This window comes from Brevibacillus sp. JB24b (genome assembly GCF_051713385.1).
In the GTDB taxonomy this organism is placed as follows: Bacteria; Bacillota; Bacilli; order Brevibacillales; family Brevibacillaceae; genus Brevibacillus_B; species Brevibacillus_B laterosporus.
Window position 1 is genome coordinate 3,289,726 of record NZ_JBNVQV010000001.1, and the last position, 20,995, is coordinate 3,310,720.

Annotated in this window: 19 protein-coding genes and 5 tRNA genes; 1 reads left to right on the forward strand and 23 read right to left on the reverse strand. The window is 41.5% G+C overall.

The window, feature by feature from the left end; genetic code table 11:
* Window positions 1-48: 48 nt before the first annotated feature.
* The 21 genes from ACQV1I_RS15380 to ACQV1I_RS15480 all read right to left on the reverse strand — a co-directional run bounded on the left by ACQV1I_RS15380 (window position 49) and on the right by ACQV1I_RS15480 (window position 18,155).
* Window positions 49-1,083: a FecCD family ABC transporter permease gene (locus tag ACQV1I_RS15380; protein ID WP_094699684.1), complete on the reverse strand. Its 1,035-nt coding sequence runs from the start codon at window positions 1,081-1,083 to the stop codon at window positions 49-51.
* 3 nt (window positions 1,084-1,086) lie between these two features.
* A complete protein-coding gene (locus ACQV1I_RS15385; protein WP_116334060.1) occupies window positions 1,087-2,145 on the reverse strand; it encodes a FecCD family ABC transporter permease in 1,059 nt (352 codons plus the stop codon).
* 328 nt (window positions 2,146-2,473) lie between these two features.
* Window positions 2,474-2,815 (reverse strand): DUF779 domain-containing protein, encoded by a 342-nt coding sequence (locus ACQV1I_RS15390; protein ID WP_094699683.1) that lies wholly within the window; start codon window positions 2,813-2,815, stop codon window positions 2,474-2,476.
* Between the two features lie 38 nt (window positions 2,816-2,853).
* Window positions 2,854-4,374: an aldehyde dehydrogenase gene (adh, locus tag ACQV1I_RS15395; RefSeq protein WP_094699682.1), complete on the reverse strand. Its 1,521-nt coding sequence runs from the start codon at window positions 4,372-4,374 to the stop codon at window positions 2,854-2,856.
* 179 nt (window positions 4,375-4,553) lie between these two features.
* Window positions 4,554-5,246 carry a 4'-phosphopantetheinyl transferase family protein gene (locus ACQV1I_RS15400; protein WP_116334061.1) on the reverse strand — a complete coding sequence of 231 codons (693 nt, stop codon included), beginning with the start codon at window positions 5,244-5,246 and terminating at the stop codon, window positions 4,554-4,556.
* Window positions 5,243-6,118 (reverse strand): SWIM zinc finger family protein, encoded by an 876-nt coding sequence (locus tag ACQV1I_RS15405; protein WP_116334062.1) that lies wholly within the window; start codon window positions 6,116-6,118, stop codon window positions 5,243-5,245. Before ACQV1I_RS15405 ends, ACQV1I_RS15400 begins: the two co-directional genes overlap by 4 nt.
* Window positions 6,115-9,204 carry a DEAD/DEAH box helicase gene (locus tag ACQV1I_RS15410; RefSeq protein WP_116334063.1) on the reverse strand — a complete coding sequence of 1,030 codons (3,090 nt, stop codon included), beginning with the start codon at window positions 9,202-9,204 and terminating at the stop codon, window positions 6,115-6,117. Before ACQV1I_RS15410 ends, ACQV1I_RS15405 begins: the two co-directional genes overlap by 4 nt.
* A 63-nt stretch (window positions 9,205-9,267) precedes the next feature.
* Window positions 9,268-10,887 carry an ABC-F family ATP-binding cassette domain-containing protein gene (locus tag ACQV1I_RS15415; RefSeq protein WP_094699678.1) on the reverse strand — a complete coding sequence of 540 codons (1,620 nt, stop codon included), beginning with the start codon at window positions 10,885-10,887 and terminating at the stop codon, window positions 9,268-9,270.
* Between the two features lie 262 nt (window positions 10,888-11,149).
* A complete protein-coding gene (locus tag ACQV1I_RS15420; protein WP_018670551.1) occupies window positions 11,150-12,829 on the reverse strand; it encodes a b(o/a)3-type cytochrome-c oxidase subunit 1 in 1,680 nt (559 codons plus the stop codon).
* 25 nt (window positions 12,830-12,854) lie between these two features.
* A complete protein-coding gene (locus tag ACQV1I_RS15425; protein ID WP_003336039.1) occupies window positions 12,855-13,322 on the reverse strand; it encodes a cytochrome c oxidase subunit II in 468 nt (155 codons plus the stop codon).
* 35 nt (window positions 13,323-13,357) lie between these two features.
* Window positions 13,358-13,519 carry a cytochrome c oxidase subunit 2A gene (locus ACQV1I_RS15430; protein ID WP_116334064.1) on the reverse strand — a complete coding sequence of 54 codons (162 nt, stop codon included), beginning with the start codon at window positions 13,517-13,519 and terminating at the stop codon, window positions 13,358-13,360.
* A 375-nt stretch (window positions 13,520-13,894) separates the two neighbouring features.
* Window positions 13,895-13,974: transfer RNA gene (locus ACQV1I_RS15435), tRNA-Leu, on the reverse strand.
* 11 nt (window positions 13,975-13,985) lie between these two features.
* Window positions 13,986-14,060 (reverse strand) — tRNA-Gln (locus ACQV1I_RS15440).
* Window positions 14,061-14,064: 4 nt separating this feature from the next.
* A tRNA-Tyr gene (locus tag ACQV1I_RS15445) sits at window positions 14,065-14,149 on the reverse strand.
* Window positions 14,150-14,156: 7 nt separating this feature from the next.
* A tRNA-Thr gene (locus ACQV1I_RS15450) sits at window positions 14,157-14,232 on the reverse strand.
* 42 nt (window positions 14,233-14,274) lie between these two features.
* Window positions 14,275-14,357: transfer RNA gene (locus ACQV1I_RS15455), tRNA-Leu, on the reverse strand.
* A 205-nt stretch (window positions 14,358-14,562) separates the two neighbouring features.
* Window positions 14,563-14,877 (reverse strand): SCP2 sterol-binding domain-containing protein, encoded by a 315-nt coding sequence (locus ACQV1I_RS15460; protein ID WP_116334065.1) that lies wholly within the window; start codon window positions 14,875-14,877, stop codon window positions 14,563-14,565.
* A gap of 173 nt (window positions 14,878-15,050) precedes the next feature.
* Window positions 15,051-15,224, reverse strand: a complete 174-nt coding sequence (locus tag ACQV1I_RS15465) for a YycC family protein (protein WP_094699675.1) — start codon at window positions 15,222-15,224, stop codon at window positions 15,051-15,053.
* A gap of 54 nt (window positions 15,225-15,278) precedes the next feature.
* Window positions 15,279-15,851, reverse strand: a complete 573-nt coding sequence (locus ACQV1I_RS15470) for a thioredoxin family protein (RefSeq protein ID WP_094699674.1) — start codon at window positions 15,849-15,851, stop codon at window positions 15,279-15,281.
* Between the two features lie 151 nt (window positions 15,852-16,002).
* Entirely contained in the window at window positions 16,003-16,962 is a 960-nt protein-coding gene (locus tag ACQV1I_RS15475; RefSeq protein WP_094699673.1) for a Gfo/Idh/MocA family oxidoreductase, read from the reverse strand.
* A gap of 98 nt (window positions 16,963-17,060) precedes the next feature.
* On the reverse strand, window positions 17,061-18,155 hold the full coding sequence (locus ACQV1I_RS15480) for a tetratricopeptide repeat-containing glycosyltransferase family 2 protein (RefSeq protein ID WP_116334066.1): 1,095 nt from the start codon (window positions 18,153-18,155) through the stop codon (window positions 17,061-17,063).
* 147 nt (window positions 18,156-18,302) lie between these two features.
* Here ACQV1I_RS15480 and ACQV1I_RS15485 point away from each other — a divergent pair, with 147 nt between their 5' ends.
* Window positions 18,303-19,397 (forward strand): CotH kinase family protein, encoded by a 1,095-nt coding sequence (locus ACQV1I_RS15485; RefSeq protein WP_116334067.1) that lies wholly within the window; start codon window positions 18,303-18,305, stop codon window positions 19,395-19,397.
* Window positions 19,398-19,459: 62 nt separating this feature from the next.
* On the opposite strand, the gene ACQV1I_RS15490 is transcribed toward ACQV1I_RS15485, so the two are convergent.
* Complete coding sequence (locus ACQV1I_RS15490) at window positions 19,460-20,107, reverse strand: peroxiredoxin family protein (protein WP_116334068.1); 648 nt, start codon at window positions 20,105-20,107, stop codon at window positions 19,460-19,462.
* A gap of 15 nt (window positions 20,108-20,122) precedes the next feature.
* The gene (locus ACQV1I_RS15495; protein ID WP_094699669.1) at window positions 20,123-20,830 is read right to left on the reverse strand and encodes a cytochrome c biogenesis CcdA family protein; all 708 of its coding nucleotides are present in this window, start codon (window positions 20,828-20,830) and stop codon (window positions 20,123-20,125) included.
* Between the last annotated feature and the right edge of the window lie 165 nt (window positions 20,831-20,995).

Genomic DNA, 20,995 nt, shown 5'->3' on the forward strand with positions numbered 1-20,995 from the left:
TAAAGCCCCCTTTTTTGTATTTCCAACCAATGTATATAGACAGTCATGCTATGCTTTCGATCGCGCCAACAGATAGAGGAAATAGGGAGCACCGATAACAGCTACCACTATTCCAGTCGGAATTTCTGATGGCTGTAACATCCATCGACCAATTGTATCTGCCGTGATGACAAGCAATGCCCCAGCTAGAGCTGCCGTTGGAATCAATATTTGATGTCGTGGTCCAACCAATCGCCGTGCTAGATGCGGTCCAATTAGTCCTACAAAGCCAATTCCCCCACTAACTGCGACACAAGCGCCAGCAAGTCCAACTGCTGCTGCTATCAAAGCCAGTTGTTCTCTTGATACAGACACGCCCAGTCCGATGGCAGCCTGCTCTCCAAGATTTAGTACGTTCATGATTCGTGCCTTATAGTACACGTATGGTAGTAAGATCAAGATCCATGGAAGTAATGACAAAACAAATTTCCAATTGGTTCCCCATATACTCCCAGCTAACCATGTTGCTACAAATTGGTATTTCTCCGGGCTGATTTTAAGTGTCAAAACGATCATGGCAGCACTTATCCCTGCTGCAACGGCAATCCCGCTAAGTAAAAGTCTCGTTGGTGAAAGTCCCTCGTATCGTTTGTAGGCAAGTGAGTAGATAAGAGCTGCAGTCAAGCCTGCACCAATCAAAGCTAAAACAGGCAATAAAAAGATCGGTGCAGCTGCTGTTGTTGGATAAAAAGAAATGAATATCATTACCATTAAACCAGCACCTGCATTTATACCGAGAATACCAGGATCAGCTAATGCGTTCCGGGAAATTCCCTGCATCACGCAACCTGATACGGCTAAGCCAGCACCAATCAAGATTGAGATCACGATGCGTGGAAGGCGAAATTCGAACAAGATTAAATTCTGCTTGTCTGTACCTGCTCCAAACAGCGTTTGTAACAATTCCAGTGGAGACAATCGAATAAATCCCGTATTCATACTTAAAATAAAAGCAATGATAATCAGAATGCTAAATATAAATATCACCGTGAAGCCACGTTTTAATCGAAGCCGTTCTGTTTTCGTAGTCGTTACACTTTCCATAACCTACAGCTCCCTCCTTTCCTTACGTGCCAGATATAGAAAGAACGGAACACCTATGAGTGCTATTAATGCCCCAATCGGTGTCTCAAAGGGAGGGTTAATCATTCTGGCAGCTAAATCAGCGAAAACCACCAGTAAACTTCCAAGTATAGCTGAGCAGGGAATGATGTACCGATAATCGACCCCCACTACATAACGGGTTAAATGGGGGATAATAAGCCCCACAAAACCTACTGCACCAACTACCGAAACCGCTGCACCTGCTAAAATTAACACAAGAAGAGTCCCAACCAGCTTTACCAATAAGGTTTTCTGACCAAGTCCTCTTGCGATGTCCTCACCAAGACTAAGCATGGTAATCGAACGAGATAAAGCAATCGCTCCTATGATCGAAACAACAATCCAAGGAAACATGATCTGAAGCTGAATCCACTTCGTTCCTGCCACGCCCCCAGCATACCAAAATGCTAAGTCCTGACCGATGCGAAAATAAAGGGCAATTCCTTCGCTTAATGCTGATAATAAAGCACTCAGTGCTGCACCGGCTAACACGAGACGAACTGGTGTTAATCCGCCTTTAGCCAGCGAGCCAATTCCGTATACCATCCCTGCTCCTACACCTGCACCAAGAAACGACCACAAGATCAAATACATAAATGGCAGGCCTGGAAAAAAGGCAAAACAAAGTGCCAGAGCAAAACCAGCTCCGGCATTTATTCCTAGCAAGCCGGAATCTGCTAACGGATTTCGGGTCATTCCTTGCATAATTGCTCCTGCAACAGCAAAACAAGCCCCAACCATAGCTCCTCCAAGAACACGTGGTAAGCGAAGCTCTTGTATAATTTGGTGTTGAGTACTATCTGGATTAAATGAGAAAATAGCTTCCCAGACAACAAGGAAATGAATATCGGCTGCCCCAAAGGAAACAGATAAAATAATAGCTAGTACTAGCAAGCTAAGACCACCGATTACTATCAATGTCACTGCCCACGGACGAGAACTCACATTGATGTTATGGATGTCTGTAACTGCTACTTTACTTACATTGGCCTTTTGACTCATTCGTGCCACCTTTTCATCAATGTAATATGTAAGTTGTTCTGATGTTTAGACAACTACATGATCAAATGGTCTCTTCCACGTGATCATGTGAAAAAAATCCCTCCTGATCTCACTATTTAATGAAAGTGATTCTCATTTTCACTTTAATGATTATAGATCACTGCCATCATGCATGACAATGGACAAACTGAAGGATTTTTTTGTACAAAATGAATAATTGATATTATGTCTCGGCAAAAAAAAGACTCGATCGTTCAAAACGACCAAGCCTTTTACTACCTATATTCTGATTATCAATCACCTAACATCTATTAATTCACTCACAAGTTTACTCTTCTGTAAACAATCTCGAGCGTGTTAAGAATCGAACACCCTCTGGTCCCTCCAGCGAAAACATTCCTCCGCGTCCTGAAACCACATCAATAATCAGTTGAGTATGCTTCCAATATTCATACTGTGCTTCACTCATATAAAAAGGAGTATTGCCGATCTCTCCAAGCAGTACATCATGATCGCCAATTAACAATTCTCCCGCAGGATAACACATCGGAGAACTACCATCACAACAGCCCCCAGATTGATGAAACAGGAGGGGACCATATTTGGCTGTAAGCTTTTCAATTAAAGCGAGCGCTGCATCTGTTGCCAACACCTTTGGCTGTACCCCCATGTTATCCCCTCATCCCATGTTGTTTGGCTACTGCCTGTTTAAAAGAATCCTAATGCTTGATCACTATAGCTTACCAGAAGGTTTTTTGTTTGCTGATAATGTGACAGCATCATTTTATGGTTTTCTCGCCCAATTCCAGATACTTTATAACCACCAAAGGCGGCATGTGCTGGATAAGCATGATAGCAGTTAGTCCATACACGTCCTGCTTCAATAGAACGTCCAAAGCGGTAGGCTTGATTGATATCCCTTGTCCATACACCTGCCCCTAGTCCATATAGCGTGTCGTTTGCGATAGACAAGGCTTCTTCTGGATCAGAGAACGTCGTTACGCTCACTACTGGGCCAAATATTTCTTCTTGGAAAATTCTCATTCGATTGTGTCCTTTAAACACAGTCGGCTTGACGTAATATCCTCCTTCCAATTCACCTCCCAGCTGATTTCGTTCTCCACCAATCAAGCACTCTGCCCCTTCAGCTTTTCCAATTTCTAAATAGGACAGGATTTTTTCAATTTGTTCGGATGAAGCCTGAGCACCAATCATGGTTTCTGTGTCCAGAGGATTCCCTTGTTTGATGGAGGCAACCCGTGCCAGTGCCTTCTCCATAAATTGATCATAGATGGATTCCTGAATAAGCGCACGGGATGGGCATGTGCATACCTCTCCTTGGTTGAGTGCAAACAAGACAAATCCTTCAATCGCCTTGTTTAAAAAGGCATCATCTTTCGCACATACATTTTCAAAGAATATATTTGGCGATTTACCACCTAGCTCCAATGTCACAGGAATAATATTTTGCGATGCATATTGCATGATAAGTCTTCCTGTAGTCGTTTCACCTGTAAAAGCAATTTTAGCAATACGATTACTCGATGCAAGCGGTTTACCTGCTTCTAACCCAAAACCATTGACCACATTAACTACCCCTGGAGGTACTAAATCACCGATTAATTCCATGAGCACTAGGATTGAAACCGGTGTTTGTTCTGCTGGCTTCAGCACCACGCAATTACCGGCTGCAAGCGCTGGTGCTAGCTTCCACGTAGCCATTAACAACGGGAAGTTCCACGGTATAATTTGCCCAACGACGCCAAGTGGCTCATGAAAATGATAGGCAACTGTATCCTGATCAATTTGACTAATTGAACTTTCCTGCGAGCGTAAACAACCTGCGAAATAACGGAAGTGATCAACCGCAAGTGGAATATCCGCTGCTAGGGTTTCTCTCACAGGTTTTCCATTTTCCCATGTCTCAGCCACCGCAAGCATCTCTAGGTTAGCTTCAATTCGATCGGCAATTCTATTTAGGATCGTTGCGCGTTCCGCAGGGGAAGTCCTGCCCCACGCTTCTTTGGCTTCATGAGCTGCATCAAGTGCCAGTTCAACATCCTCGGCACTTGATCTGGCTATTTCACAAAATGTTTTTCCAGTAATCGGAGTAACATTATCAAAATATTCTCCATGAATAGGTGCTACCCATTTACCACCAATATAATTGTCGTATCTAGTTTTAAACGTTACCTTGGCTCCTGATTGATTCGGATTTGCATAAATCATGGGAAAACCTCCTTCACATCCTACAAATAGGGTTGATAGTTTTACCTTATGCTCGTTATCTATAAATAGTATCGTAATTTTCAGAACTTTGTAAACAAAAACAGAGAGTTTGAGACTTTATCCGACAAAAAAGGGCTATCCCATAAACATGTGATAACCCTTTCGTTTCGTCTTTCCACCTATGTTTGTAAGAGCTTGCTTGCCAACTCTTCCATTTCTACAATCGTAATCTGCTCACAAAACTGATCCTTTTTTGTACACACGGCTATTTTATACATCTCGTCCACATGAAAAGCCCGACAATGATAACCAGTAGGCATTTGATCAGCGTATACCGTAGCTCTATTTGGGGACTCATACTGAATCGTAAAAGAATCAAGCGGTAAAGAAAGTCCCTTCCCCACTGCTTTAATATAGCTCTCTTTATACGCCCAATATCTAAAAAAACATTCTAGTTGATCAGCTTCAGGTAACAAGAATAAGTCTTGGCGCTCTTGTTCAGAAAAAAATCGGTCAGCAATTTGTAAGTTAATTGGTTTGATTTGTTGGACATCAATACCAATTGGGTAAGCACTTAAAGCAGCCACTACCCAGCTAGCAGAATGCGATACATTAAATTCGCACGCACCCTCCCCCGTAACAAATGGCTTGCCATATGCATTTGTCTCATATCGAATCTCTTTCGGCAAAAGACGCATCCGTTGAGCCAATTGCACGCGCACCAGTACCTCTCCAAGCAAGGAACGCCATTTATCCTCCGTTTTAAGGTAGCGATTCACTTTTTCTTGACGGTCAAACGGAAGCAGAGAAAGCAACTCCCAATACAACTCTTCTGTATACGTATCGGGTACTTTTATCGCAAACACTTTCATGGCAATGTAGCTATCTCCTCTCCAGCTTTCTTACTTACAATCCGATACACTTCTTGTAGGACTCCAATCATCGCAGCTTCTTTTCGGACAGCAAATGCAGGTGGTCCCCAGATTAAAAGCAATTGCTCAGGTAGAATATTCTCTTGCGCAAAAGAAATAGTCATCGCTGAAAAATGAGGGGCTGTCTGAAAAAAGGAGCCGTGGTCAACCGCTCTACGCAAGAACACTGCGCCCACTTCCTCATCGATACCTGTATCCAATAGTTCAGGTAAAGGGGATTGCTCTAGTAGGCTCGATTTTTCTTGGTGTATCACGCCTTCTCCCGCAAAGGGTACGCTTTCTGGCAACCACTGCTCCCGAAAACCACCTATAATATCAGAACGCTGTAGCCCAAGAAATGCTAAAAATACAAATGGGTCATCTTCCGCTTCCGCTAGCAGTTGATAATACAACGCGTATACATGTTTGCAATAACCAGCCATATCGGGGCAACTACAATGAGCATTCCATTCCTCTAGCGAATCTGGAAGAACTTCTAATCCTTGATCAACTAGAGTAGTAGCGAGTTCTTCGGAAAATGTCCCGCCTAATAACTGAGCTGTAAAAAGAGGAGATTGTTTAATCATATATAATGCTTTATCGCGGCTTACATGCATCGATTTTTTGGGGCTAAGTGAGACCGTGTAATGTGCCTGATTCGCCCCTGTTACCTTTGCTTTTATGCCAGCATCAAAGGCTTCCCATTCTAGTACTCCGCCTTCTTTTGCTTTTGTACGTCCACGCTGATTCCGCTGTGCCCCACCCGCCTTTCGAATCAATTCTTTTAAGCGGGCGACCCACTCAATCTGTACGCTCGATTTTTGCGGTTTCACAACAAATCATCCTCCTCTTGGCAGATCAAATCCTCACGTAGCTCAAATAAGGAGTGTAGTTCATTTGCAGATAACTCGGTAATCCACTGTTCCCCAGAATGAATGACCTGTTCTGCCAATTCCCGTTTCGATTCCATCAGTTGATCAATGCGCTCCTCTAGCGTTCCCTGACAAATTAACCTGTGCACATGCACATTTTTCTTTTGACCGATGCGATATGCCCGATCGGTCGCCTGATTTTCGACGGCAGGGTTCCACCAACGATCAAAATGAATAACGTGATTTGCTCTGGTTAAGTTCAGACCGACACCACCAGCTTTTAGTGACAAAATAAAGATACGCGGTCCCATACCAGACTGGAAGCGATCTATCATATCATCACGCTCTTGTTTACTGACCCCTCCATGCAAGAAGAGAACTTCCTCTTGTAAAACCTCACGAAAATGCTTGGCAAGCATGTTTCCCATGTCTACATATTGCGTAAATAGTAACACAGCCTCTTGTTGCTCCATTATATCGTGAACAAGTTCAGTCACACGCCGTACTTTACCAGAACGACGATCTAAATGATCGGCAGACTGGTGTAAATAAAGGGCTGGATGGTCACAAATTTGTTTAAGATGAGTTAAAGTAGCAAGGACATACCCACGACGTTGCATTCCTTCTACCGAATTGATTTTTTGCATCATATGATTAACGGCTGCTTGATATAAGGTAGCCTGTTCCTCTGACAGTGTGCAATATGTTTTGCTTTCGATTTTTTCTGGTAAATCCACAATAATGCTAGGATCTGTTTTTAAACGCCGCAAGATAAATGGTTTTACCAATTTCCGTAGAGATTCCATACGTTCCTGCTCACGATATCTTTCAATAGGTAACGTGAATTGAGTGCGAAATTGCGTTAAAGTTCCTAAGTAACCCGGGTTTAAAAAATGGAAGATCGACCAAAGTTCACTTAGCCGATTTTCAATTGGTGTACCTGTCATCGCAATTCGATGTTGAGCATGTATTTTCATGGCGCTTCTCGCCTGTTTACTTTTACTGTTTTTGATATTCTGAGCCTCATCTAACACCAAATAGGACCATTTGATTTCCATTAAATCATCTAAATCACGATTGACTAAGGAATAAGAAGTAATCACAACATCATGTTCAGCTGCTTTTGCTTGCAGGTCTTTTTGATGCAAGCGTTCTGGTCCATGGTGCGTATACACCCGTAGTGTTGGGGCAAATCTTTCAATTTCTTTACTCCAATTATTCATCAATGAGGTCGGGCACACGATTATAGCCGGTGCTGATAGCTTCTCTGCCATTAAAACTGTAATCATCTGTATCGTTTTTCCCAGCCCCATATCATCTGCCAAACAGACTCCAAAGCCTAATTTTGACATGAGCTGTAGCCATGCATACCCACGTTTTTGATAGGGGCGCAACACTCCTTGCAGACCCTGTGGGGTGTCAATATGGTCTAAATTCTGTTCTAGTCGTCCATGTAATAAATCATCAAGCGCTATAGGAAGTTCGAAATCAACAACGGGAATATCTTGCCATTCATCACTTGCTTCCATCTCGGCCATCAAGTAGAGCATATCGTGAAGCGTGATTTCATCTTGCTCTGCTCGTTTTAAATATTGCAACATCCGCTTAACTGATTCTTGATTTACTTCTGTCCATTCCCCTCTTAATTGGATAAAAGGGAGTTTAGAATCTGCAATTTTTTCTAACTCGGCCAAGCTTATTTCTTGGTCCCCCAAAGCTGCTTTGGCATCAAAACGGATGATTTCATGTAAACCTAAACGATGAATTACAGCTGATGAATCCGCTGCGTAGAGGGAGTGATCCTGCATGACTCTAAGCTTTAAGCCTAACCGTTTGCGTCCACGCTTTAACCACCAAGAAGGTAATTGAACACCAACTCCTTCTGCTTGCAGGCGTGGAGCTATCTCTTGTAGAAAATGAAAAGCCTCGTGTACAGGCAACTGTATTTGTTCCACCAATCCTTGGCGCAGCACTGTTGCTAACGCTGGCATGTGTAAAGACGCACATCCCAATTGTTCCAACAAAAATTCTTGGGCTCTACCTAACCACTTTCCAAAAAAGGCTACAGCCTCACCAGATCCCAGCCAGATATCCTTAACTGAAATAAGACGAGAAGGTTCTGTCACAGGTTGTAGATACACATGCAATGTAAAAATAGACTCTCCTACTTCTAATTCGAACTGTTGAGGAGGTTCCAGACGTAAGTACAGACGCATTGCATACTGCCCCACACAATCCCGTTTATTCCGTCCTTCTCCTTTTGTCCACATATCTACTTGCTGCTTGAAGGTTTGCAGCTCTTTCGTTGTTCCCTCAATGGGTTCCATAGCCCGAGTGAGTAATCCTCGTAGCCACTGTAAGGAGAAATCTCCCTTACCTTTGCTGAGCTGTTGACGTAACTCTTCGCTTTCCAAATCCAGCCAGTCAAGTACGGTAGTTTGTATTGCATTTTGTAAAAAATCCGATTGTATGTGGTGCGGATCTGTCATGATGTCGCTTCCACCTGTCTTTTGTGGGTCATACGCTCGACAGATGGCAGGCATAGTAAGCGCCAAAGTATGCGAAAATGTGCGCACTTCTTCCTTGGTCAGGTCTATATCCCAACTGGCGTCTGCCACTGCATAGCCGTACCGTTTTCCTTTACGTACCTGTACACCTGGTCGAATATTTGCATGCCATAGCATATGTAGGGCAAATTGAGCTACTTTTTGGTAGTAGCGCAGGCTATCACCTAGCATAAAACCGCTATGCTGTAACATTGCTTCATCCGTCTGCCACAGGAATGGTAAAGCTTCCTTCATGGTAATACTTAGTCCATTAATCTGTTGTACCATCAATTTTGGTTTATTGGACGGGTAATACTCACCTTGATCAAACCAATATGGAACTTGAAAAGTACGGATGCCCACTTTTCCAGACTTCATCAATTTCATCTGTTGTTCGGTCGACAATTGTTCCATCCAATTACTGACGGGTACAATCTCGCCGCCGCGCAAACAGAAAAGAAAAAAAGCATCTGGTAACCAGATACCGTGCAACGTCGTCATTGATGCCCTCCAGCTTTTAGTAAAAGGGTTAACCTTAACCGGTTAACCCTCTTTTCTTTTTCATTACTCGCTGTACAATTTTTCGCGAAGTTGTTTGATCTCTTCGCTTTCCAGATATTCATCGTATGTCATCATTTTATCAATGATACCATTTGGTGTAATCTCAATTATCCGGTTGGCAATGGTTTGAACAAACTGATGGTCATGTGAAACAAATACCATTGTACCATCATATTCAATTAAACCATTATTTAATGCTGTAATAGATTCCAGATCCAAGTGGTTAGTAGGCTCATCTAACATGATAACATTTGCACCCACCATCATCATTTTGGACAACATACAACGTACTTTCTCACCACCAGACAAAACATTGGCTTTTTTTAATGCTTCCTCGCCAGAGAACAGCATTCTGCCTAAGAAGCCGCGCAAGAATGTTTCGTCTTGATTTTTTGAGTATTGACGCAACCAGTCAACCAACGATAAATCGCATCCATCAAAGTACTCAGAGTTATCTTTAGGGAAGTATGCTTGAGAAGTTGTAACACCCCAAGAAAATGTGCCACTGTCCGCTTCCATTTCGCCCATTAAAATTTGGAACAGGGCTGTTTTGACGTGGCCATTTGGCCCAACAAGCGCAATCTTATCACCCTTATTAATAATGAGGTGAAGATTGTCGAAAAGTTTTTCACCTTCAAGGGTCTTGGATAAGCCTTCAATTTCCAAAATGTTTTTACCCGCTTCTCGCTCAGGCTTGAAGTTAATAAATGGATAACGACGGCTGGAAGGCTTAATATCATCCAACGAAATTTTATCCAACATCTTCTTACGAGAAGTTGCTTGTTTTGATTTAGAAGCATTGGCGCTAAAACGTGCAATAAAGCTTTCCAATTCTTTAATTTTCTCTTCTTTTTTCTTGTTTTGCTCTCTCATTAATTTAAGAGCCAGCTGACTTGATTCATACCAGAAATCGTAGTTCCCCACATACATTTGAATCTTACCAAAGTCGATGTCAGCAATGTGCGTACATACTTGGTTCAGGAAGTGACGGTCATGGGATACGACAATAACAGTATTTTCATAGTTAGCTAAGAAGTTTTCTAGCCAACGAATAGATTCGATGTCCAAGTGGTTGGTAGGCTCATCGAGTAGCAGGATGTCTGGGTTTCCAAACAAAGCTTGTGCCAGCAATACACGTACTTTGAAGCTTCCGTCTAGCTCTAGCATTTTCTTATCATGGAATTCAGCAGAAATTCCCAGACCAATCAATAAAGCGGCAGCATCAGATTCTGCTTGCCAACCATTCAAGTCTTCGAATTCTCCTTCCAATTCAGACGCACGAATGCCGTCTGCTTCAGAGAAATCTTCTTTCATGTACAGAGCATTTTTCTCTTCCATGATGTCAAATAATCTTCTATGACCCATCATTACCGTTTTCAAGACTTCGCATTCATCGAACTCATAATGATCTTGTTTTAGTACGGCAAGACGTTCCCCAGGAGTTAAAATAACTTCTCCACTGTTTGGTTCAATTTCGCCAGATAAAATCTTCAGGAATGTAGACTTACCAGCTCCATTTGCCCCAATTAATCCATAGCAGTTACCAGGTGTGAACTTGATATTTACGTCTTCAAACAAAGCGCGTTTCCCATATCGCAGGGTAACACCATTTGTACTTATCATTCAATCTCATCCTTTAATATACATTTTCTTCTTCAAACGTATATTTTACTACATTTACATCTAAAAATTAACCCCTTCTATTTATTAACACCTAACACAGCAAATTTTAGCATGTGAATCCTTCCTTTTTTAAAATTAAAATTCATCTAAGTGGCCAATAGAAGTCAAGTAGAACACAGTTTTTTTACTTTCTCATAATAAAAAACCATCCACAGACATACTCCTTTTTAGAAGGAAATACCGCAGATGATTTTTTGATTTTTTACCAGGTTATAAACGGTTTTGAGCCAGGAGGTGCATGGTCAATCAATTGATAGATCGGATATGCATAGGCCACGATAATCAGGAATACGGCAACACCGAGCCATAAAGACCAGCGCTCTAAAATTTTTGGAGTACGCTCAACTGCTTCTTGGGATTCAGCAATAGGATAATCTTCCTCGCCTTTTGGTGCCTTAAAGATGAGATAGAATAAAATCCCTACCATCAGTATCCCTGCAAAGAATAGAATCGCACCACCAAAACCCATTAGCTGTTGTGGAGGTATCCAGCTTAGAGCCTCCGCATTGTTAAAGTAAGTGGTGTAATCGGTACGACGTGGCACACCTTGCAAACCAAGATAATGCATTGCACCTGACATCAGTAACATACCAACCGACCACATGACAGCTTGCAAAATTCCCACTCGATGTAGGGCAGGGGTCATTTTCCGGCCTGTTAAATTTGGCAATAACCAATACGTAATTCCAAAGAATGTAAGCGCTATACTAGTTCCCACCGTTAAATGAAAGTGCCCCGTAACCCAGATTGTATTATGCACAACTGCGTTCATCTGGTTACTCGCATTGATAATTCCACCTGCACCTGCTGGAATAAAAGCAAGCATACCCAGCATTGGAGCAAAGAAGCGAGCATCCTTCCAAGGCAATTTCCAAAACCAGCCAAACAAACCTTTTGCACCCTTTTTACGTCCAGATGTTTCAAATACGGCAAATAGCGAGAATGCCGTCATAAGCGATGGGAATACTACGGTTAAAGTCAAAATAACATGTAGCATTTTCCATTTATCTGAAATACCTGGCTCCATTAACTGGTGATGAAACCCTACCGGAATGGAGAAAAGAATAAGTAGGATAAATGATAAACGTGCAAGCGAATCACTAAATACTTTACCACCGATTATTTTTGGAATATTAACATACCAGCACACATAAGCAGGCATTAGCCAGAAATAGACAAGTGGGTGACCGAAGTACCAAAATAGCGTACGACTTAGCAATACATTAACTTCTGGTACCCAGCCAAGAGACCATGGAATGAGCTGTAGCAAAACTTCTGCTGCTACCCCTAGCGTTGCAATCTGCCACAAAATCATCGTAGAAACAGCCATGAATTGAAATAAGGGAGATGTTTTTCCTTTATTTGTTTTTCTCCAATGAATATAATTAGCAAAAATCGAATATCCACCCATCCAGCTACCTACGACTAGCAAAGCTGCCCCAATATAGAACAGTGGAGATGCTTTCATCGGTGCATAGAACGTATACAGAACGGATGCCTCATTCGTTAGAATGGCTACTGTTGCCATTGCTGTACCGACCGTCATAAGGAGCCAGCCAATCCATCCGAGCTTCAAAGCTAAAGGCGTCAGCTTTCCCTCTGATGTACGAGCACAGCCTGATATGAAAAATCCTATAATAAAGAATGTTGTAAAAACTAGACCCAGCAATACCCCGTGCGCTGTTAAAACCTGATAATACCCTAACCAAGATGGCAAGGTTATAACTCCACCGCGTACCAGTCCTTGAAGTAAGCCACACAATATGGCGATAGCAAAGCCAATATACGCTACATAAATATGTGCCAACGAAAGTTTTGCAGCGGCGGCGTTTACCTTTACCACCGGTTGCGTATTATTATATTCTTTTAATTCCGCTACCATACTTTATCGTCACTACCTTTCCGAATCACTTCACAACAATTGTAGCTGCCATTAACTGGTGACCAGCGCCACAATATTCATTACAGAGAATTAAGTACGTTCCTGGCTTGTCAAATGTGTGAGTGACTTCGCTGATGTGACCAGGTAAAACCATAATATTTACATTTGTTTTTGGTATCTCGAAGCCGTGTACCACGTCTTTACTCGTTACAACAAATTTAACTTTGGCACCGACTGGAACTTCAATCTGATTGGGTTGGAAAGTAAAAATAAATGATGTCATGACAAGATCGTATTCGTTATCGCCTGTTTTATGAAGTCCTAGATTATCAAATGGAGCCGTTTCATCAACCTTTTTTGGGTCTATCATTTTCATATGGCTTGGTGGCATCATACCCATTGCATAGGCATTGACAGATAAGACGATCAAAAAAAGTACCAGCGTCGCGCCCCCAACCATCAGCCAAATCTTTTCAAAGCGGTGTAAATGCATAAAATACCCTCCCGTTCATTCCCTCTCTATACCAACTATCCTCTACTTAGAAAAACTCCAAATACAGCAAACCAAGTCACTGCGATAAACAGACCTACTAGAAAGACCGAAGCCAAAGTCCCTTTTAAATTTAGTTCACCTTCCTGATGCTGCTTGTTCTCTTCCTTTTGATTGGGTTGAGTTTGGGAACCGTTCATCCGATGACCTCCTCTCTTTTTCTTCCTTGTTATCCAATTTTTTCGTAAAAAGGAATTTGCATTGTTTACGATTTGATTAAACCATTCTCACATTTGTAAAGGGTGTGAGATTTATCACTTTTAGCCCTTTAGAGCTATTCGCTTTTAGTCATTGTCAAGGTTTTGACAAAATTCTATTTATTTAAAAATCATCTCATAAAAAACAGGCATTTTGTGAGAAAAATGATTACTTTTTATTTTCATAATTTTACATTTCATTTTCTGATTTTTACCTTTTATAAACATCTCTTTTGGTACATGCTAAGAAAAGTCATAATAAATAACGAAAAAAGCGTAATTTACGCATCTAACGTAAATTCCGCTTTTTTATTGTAGTGCCGGTAGAGGGACTTGAACCCCCACGGTTTCCCTCACGATTTTGAGTCGCGCGCGTCTGCCAATTCCGCCATACCGGCAAATATAAAGTTGGCTGGGGTACCAGGATTTGAACCTAGGAGTGACGGAGTCAAAGTCCGTTGCCTTACCGCTTGGCTATACCCCAAAAGTGGTGGGGAGAGACGGATTCGAACCGCCGAACCCGGAGGGAGCAGATTTACAGTCTGCCGTGTTTAGCCACTTCACTATCTCCCCATTAAAATGGTGCCGGCGATAGGACTTGAACCCACAACCCCCTGATTACAAGTCAGGTGCTCTACCAATTGAGCTACACCGGCATTTTCATATAGAAAGCTTGTCTTACTCTTATGTATGTAAAATGGTGCGGGTGGAGGGACTTGAACCCCCACGGTCGCCCGCCAGAACCTAAATCTGGTGCGTCTGCCAATTCCGCCACACCCGCATGTGAGCTAAACGGTCAATAACTTGCTCTCGAGCTTGTTATTTTTCTCAGTACCGTTTCGGTTTTTTTAATATAGCATACTATCAAAATAAAAAGCAAGACTTTTTCACAAAAAAATTTGATAGCCGCAAGTAATAAACAGAAATCAACTGTAGCTATCTGATTATTATGCCTTCAAAAGCGTTGTACTTCATGCATTCTCTCATTATGCAAATAAGCTTTGTAATTGTAGAGCTAGTGATATATCTCCCTTTATCTTTATTTTTCCCAGAATGAAAGCAGTAGCAGGATTTAATTGTTTTTGTAAGAGTTTTGTAAAATTAGTATCGGATAGCTGGAGCGTACATTGTGCCTGATTTGGCTTTCCTTCCGTCACTTGAACATGATTGTTACAAAATTGAACCTGAAAAGTACCTCCCCGTTCTCCACTCACATCAAATTGATAAACGGCCAGCCATCCCTCAATGGCAGAAGGGTTTTGATTTATTCGATCAGCAAGTGTCTCAAGTTCTTGTAACATAAGAGACCTCCCCCCTTTCCCAACCTGAACCTATATTTTTCACCATAATATCCTATTCTAAAACTATCCTATATATGCCCATCTTACAATTTTCGATCATATAAAAAAGGTGCCCTCATAGGCACCCTTTGCAAGTGTATACGATTATTATTGCTCCTCAAAAGGTAGCAGCTTTATTCCTTATCCCTGCCATCCGGTGCTTTCTGTTCTGTAGCTTCCTGCTTAGAAATCTCCATAAGCTTTTGCATCAAAATATGTTGGGGCATGTGCATTAATCTTTCCAAGGGTACCCCAAGCTGTTCAGCCAACTTAACGGCTGTTTCCGCTGAAATCTGTAACGGTCTCATTTTTTCACCTCTTGCTGTCCTTATCCATTTTTCACATTATACCATGCTAGCTACTTATGAGTGTATCTGGCGGAATAAGTCGGATAATTCTCGCACAATGACCTGCTGATAGCCTGTATCCTCTCCATATTGGGTAAGCATCTCTTGACGAGCGACCATGATTTTATCTTGATAATCGTGTGCCCCCCGGTCAGGGTTCTCTTGTTTAAACTGAATCATAATCTTCTGAACATGTGCTGGGCGTGGTCCCCATGTGCCAAGCACATCTCCTGCTTCGTTGCAAATGATCAAAACTGGAATAGCCCGTCCCCCCATTGTCAGAAATTGATCCATCACATCCAGATGATCCTCCATCACCAATACTTCCACGGGTAATGTAACTGCTTCTGCTACACGAAACAATACCGGCACATTCAAAACGACATCTCCACACCATTCTGCACACAATAAGAAGGCTTGCAATCCTCCTTGCTGAACAGTCGCTTCAATTTGTGAACGCTCCTCATCTGTTTCCCACGCAAATCGTTGATACCAATCGTAAAATTCCTCTTTATTCTTCTCCATTGTTTCCATGTATTGCTGCATGGTAATTCCTGTTCCTATTTTTGAATGCAAATTTATCGCCATGATAGCTCCTCCTTATGCAGTGATTATCTTCTGTTTCAATTCGCTAGGATGTGATCATCTCCTTTTTATGATCGCTTATGTAAGTGTTTTACGTGATCGCATATAACATCAAAAAACCTGTGTACTACTGCCACAGGTTTCCTTATTTTCATCAATTTGCGGATACATTTCGTTTGATTTGTTGAGTTATTTCTGTTGCCAATCGCAATGCTTGCAGACCTGACTCAGCTGTGACCAAAGCTGTTTTTTTCGTGGTAATGCTTTGTAAAAAATCTAATAATTCTGCGCGTAACGGCTCAATTCCTGGTACAACCACTTTCTCCAAAATGTTCTGCTGGCTATACCCATCACTTTGTTTCTCTAAATAGAAATTAGTAGAACGGGAAATGACCACTTTTCTATCAAGAAGATCTACTTGAACAAATGCCTGTCTGGTTACTACTCGTAAGGTGCGCACTTTTTCTTCTGTTAAATGACTAGCTGTGATTTGTGCGATAACTCCTGAATCAAATTGAAACAATGCTACAGCATGCTTGATTGCCCCTTGGTAATATTTACCCACCGCATGCATTCTGTCTAATGAACCCGGTTGTAAATGTTGCAAAATATATATGTCATGAAGCATAGCATCCAATACCACATCAATCCCTTGAATACGTGGTTCCATTGGACTCATGCGGTGCATATCGATGGCGACAATCTCTTCATCCTCCAAAATAGAGCGTAATACGGCAATAGCTGGATTAAACAATTCGATATGCCCCACCTGCAAATGAAGCTTAGCTTCTTTGGCTCGATCAATCAACTCATCGGCTTCCGCTATAGTTGCGGTGATCGGTTTTTCCATTAGCATATGAACCCCATGACGAATGCAAGCCATCCCTACCTCAAAATGAGCAGATATGGGAACAGCAATACTTACTGCGTCTACTTGTGCCAATAATTCGTCTAGCGTAGGAAACGAAAGTATATCATATTCCTGTGCGACCTCTTGTGCTCGCTTTTGATCTGCATCATAAACGCCTACCAATTGGCAATGGTCGTTGAGCGAGGAGTAGACACGTACATGATGTTTACCCATTACACCGGTCCCAATTACTCCTACCTTCACTCCACATCCCTTCTTTCCATCCAAAAACTTACAAATAATCTCAACTCTCACATTGTATGAAGTGGATGGAAAGAAGGTCACTCTTCTTGTGAAAGAAGTTAGTTACCTGAATCCTCTTTATTCATCAAGCCTTCCAGTAGCTCTTTGTTGAACAGGTATTTCGGATCTTTTGGTCGGTATTTCCCTACTTCTTCGTTATGCTCATAGGCTTTTTCATTTTGCCCAATCCGATTGTAGCAGACACATAACTGTATATGCGGAAGCCACGTCCAGCATGCTTCTGTAAAGAATCCCCATGTATCCGGTTTTTTCACCTTGGTAGCTAGGTCATACCAAAAAATTGCTTTTAGATATTCATTTCTGGTGAAAAAGATATGACCAATTCGGCAGCAAGCCTCGGCCCGTGGAGTGTCGTACGTAAAGGCTTTGATTGCATATTCCAATTCCTTCTCTTTATTACCTAAGGCAAGATAACAGTCTGCGATTTTGTAGCACGCATTAATCTCATCCTCGATCCAGCCCTGTTTAGAATCGAGCATTTTGATGTAATATTCAATCGCTTTCTCATGAAAAGAATGATCGCGCAACTCATTTGCGTAATAATACAAGTCCCTTATGGTAAATTCTTCACCGCGCTCCAGCTTTTTTTCATAAATGCGTAGATTGCGTGTTGAATACCCTTCGTTTTGATGAATCTTTTTATGAGTAACTGCCACATCACTATCGATAATTTTCCCCCAGACAGACAAATACTCGTGTACAGCACCATACCATTGGAAATTATTACTTCGCTTCACCATACGGTTCCGCCGGAATGACACAATAGGATTATCGTACTCATCAAATGCTGTGTGGTATTTCATCGTAACAGAGTCAACAGCAGGATCTAATGTTTCCTTCAAAGTTCGCAAACGTTCACGGTCGATCTCTAAAAGAAAATCATCTGCATCAAGATGCAAGATATATTCTTGTGTTGCTTTCGTAAAGGCAAAGTTACGAGCGGCTGAGAAATCATCAATCCATTCAAAATGAAAGATCCGATCCGTGTACTTCCTCGCGAGCTCTACAGTCCCATCCGTCGATCCTGTATCGATAATATTAATTTCATCTACCAAATCCTTTACAGAATCCAAGCATCTCGATAAACTATCTTCCTCATTTTTCACGATCATGCATAAACTAATTGTGATCATGTTGTCACCTCATGTCGCTAATTTTGCTCACTTTTGTATGTATATTCCCGCAAACAAAAAGGTGAACTATTTCAGTTATCGATTCTCAATAAAAAATAGCGCAAATAGCTGTATCCCTCATAAGATGAAGCAGAAAGGAAGGGTTCTATGGATATTTCGTCGCACGATTTACCACAAGTCTATTATGTAACGGTCACGGACGAAGGTATTGCTTACTTGGATCAACACATAAGATCAGATGTTCGCATAGATGCTTTCCTCTCCATTCACCAGAAAGCGTACCCCGTTCAGGTTTCCTATCGAGGTGCCCATACACGCGAATTGGCAAAAAAGTCTTATACTCTCTACTTCCCTGACGACAATCGATTTCATGGACAGCGAGAAATTCATCTTAATGCAGAAATGCTGGACCCCTCTTTGATGCGAAATGCCCTGTCATTTGCCTTTTTTGAACTTCTCGATGTCTTAGTACCAACGACTTCCTATGTAGTGCTGTGCCGAAATGGAGTTTGTGAAGGTCTCTATCTCCAATTAGAATCCGTTGATGATTTATTTTTACAAAAACGTCAGCTACCACTAGGTCCGATTTACTACGCAGTCAGTGGAAACGCTAATTTTTCCTTGTTAAGTCCTAAAACCGAGGAGGTAAAACCAAGACTGGATGCAGGATATCGGTGTAAATATGGCCAAGAAGAAGATATGAAGCTCCTACGTGAATTGATTTATATCATAAATACAACACCAAGAGCTGATTTTGAAGAGATCATCGGACGATATCTCAATGTCAACCAATATTTAAGTTGGCTAGTAGGGGTTGTATGTACCCAAAATTTTGACGCTTTTATTCATAATTACGCTTTATACCGGAATACGAAGACAGGTTTATTTGAGATTATTCCATGGGATTATGATGCCACTTGGGGAAGAGATTGTAATGGAAAAGAAATGGCCTATGACTTTGTTGATATAGACGGATACAATACCTTGAGCGCTCGCCTACTAGACACTTCTACATACAAACGTCTCTATAAAGATAGGATGGCAGAAACACTAAACTCCTGGTTTACACCCGATTATATGAGCCCACGAATAGATTATCTCCATCGCCTGCTACGACCCTACCTTCAAATTGATCCGTACAAAAAAGAAAAGCTCAACGTCTTTGACGCCGAGCCTGATTATATCTGTCGTTTTATTAAAGATCGAAATCATTTTTTAAAAGGACAGCTTGATACTTTTTAATAGATATGATTACCGCTATTTCTTGTAAGGCAATCGTCCCGATAGCAGACTGACAGACTTCGTTACTTTTTAGCTTTGATTACCTTATCTATTTCAGACTGAAACACGCCCTGCTCAATTGGTCCCATCACCTTATATGTAACGACCCCATTTTGATCAATAATAAATGTCGTTGGGATAGCGAGGATTTGGTACAGTTTTGCTACTGTCTCATCTTGATCGTATAGAATAGGCATCGTTAGCTTATAAGTATCTACAAAAGCTTTGACGGAATCTAAATCATCAGTTTTCGTTAGATTAATAGCATATAAATCTACGTTGTCTTTATTTTTCTCATATATCTTTTGTAAATCTGCAGCTTCCATCTTACATGGACCACACCAGCTTGCCCAAAAGTTTAGAATCAGTGGCTTCTGTCTTTGTCCCAAAAACTTGTAAGTAGTTCCACCCATGCTAGGTAGTTCAAAGGCAGGAGCTTTGGCTCCCAACGCAATCGTTGGGTTTACTTTTTGCTCTATCTGACCAGAAACCTCTTGTGCTGCTGGTTTTTTTAACTTCTCTTTGTCCTGATTCATTCCCTTTTGCTCAGTTTTTATAGACTGTTCAATCGTTGGTTGAGGAGCATGCTGCAATTTACTCTTACCCTCGCTTTGGTAAATCGCTCCTCCACCCATAACAAGTAAACTGAGAATGATAAACACCTGCCGCATTCTTTTCCAGCTCCTTTATAAACTAGGCTGTCCAAAAATTTTAATTAAGTAGATGGAGATATCTGTAAGCTTATCAAAATACAACAAAATCCCGAACAGAACCATGATTCCTCCGCCAATTTTCATCAATTTATCCGAGTATTTCATGATCCATCCTATCTTACTAATGAAGAACGTCATCACGAAGAATGGCAGGGCAAACCCTAACGTATAAGCAAGTGTATAAGTAAGGGCACTCTCTGGATTCACCATCCCAAGCGTAATGATCCCTGACATAATTGGCCCTACACAGGGAGTCCAGCCAGCAGCATAGGTAATTCCCACCAAGATAGAACCAGTATACCCAAGCGGTCTATTATTTATGTCCTTCTTCCATGTTTTCATCATAAAATCAAGCTTTAATACCCCTGTAATAACTAATCCCATAAAAATTAATAAAATAGCACCCAGTTGCCTAATCAAGTCCTTTTTGGATGCAAACAAGCTTCCAATCCATGATGTTGACAATCCTAGCGCGATAAATACAAGAGAGAATCCTAGAATAAAAAACAATGTGTGTAACAATGCCTGACGCTGAAACACGGTTTTTCCTTGCTTCATCTCTGAAACCGAAACCCCAGTAATATAAGATAAAAAGGATGGGTATAACGGCAAACAACAAGGTGAAATAAACGAGAGGAATCCTGCTGCTAATGCCAGCCATACTGTAATTTGCGTATCCATACTTTGCCCCCATTTCCTAAACGTCTCTTTCTGTTATGTATTCTAGTTCACAAAGATTCATTCATGCTCCATTCTGCGTATTAGGTGAACGAAGTGTGACAAAGCTCACAGCAGTATATTGTGAGTCGTTCCTACTCTATTCTATTAAATAGCTGGCAAAATACC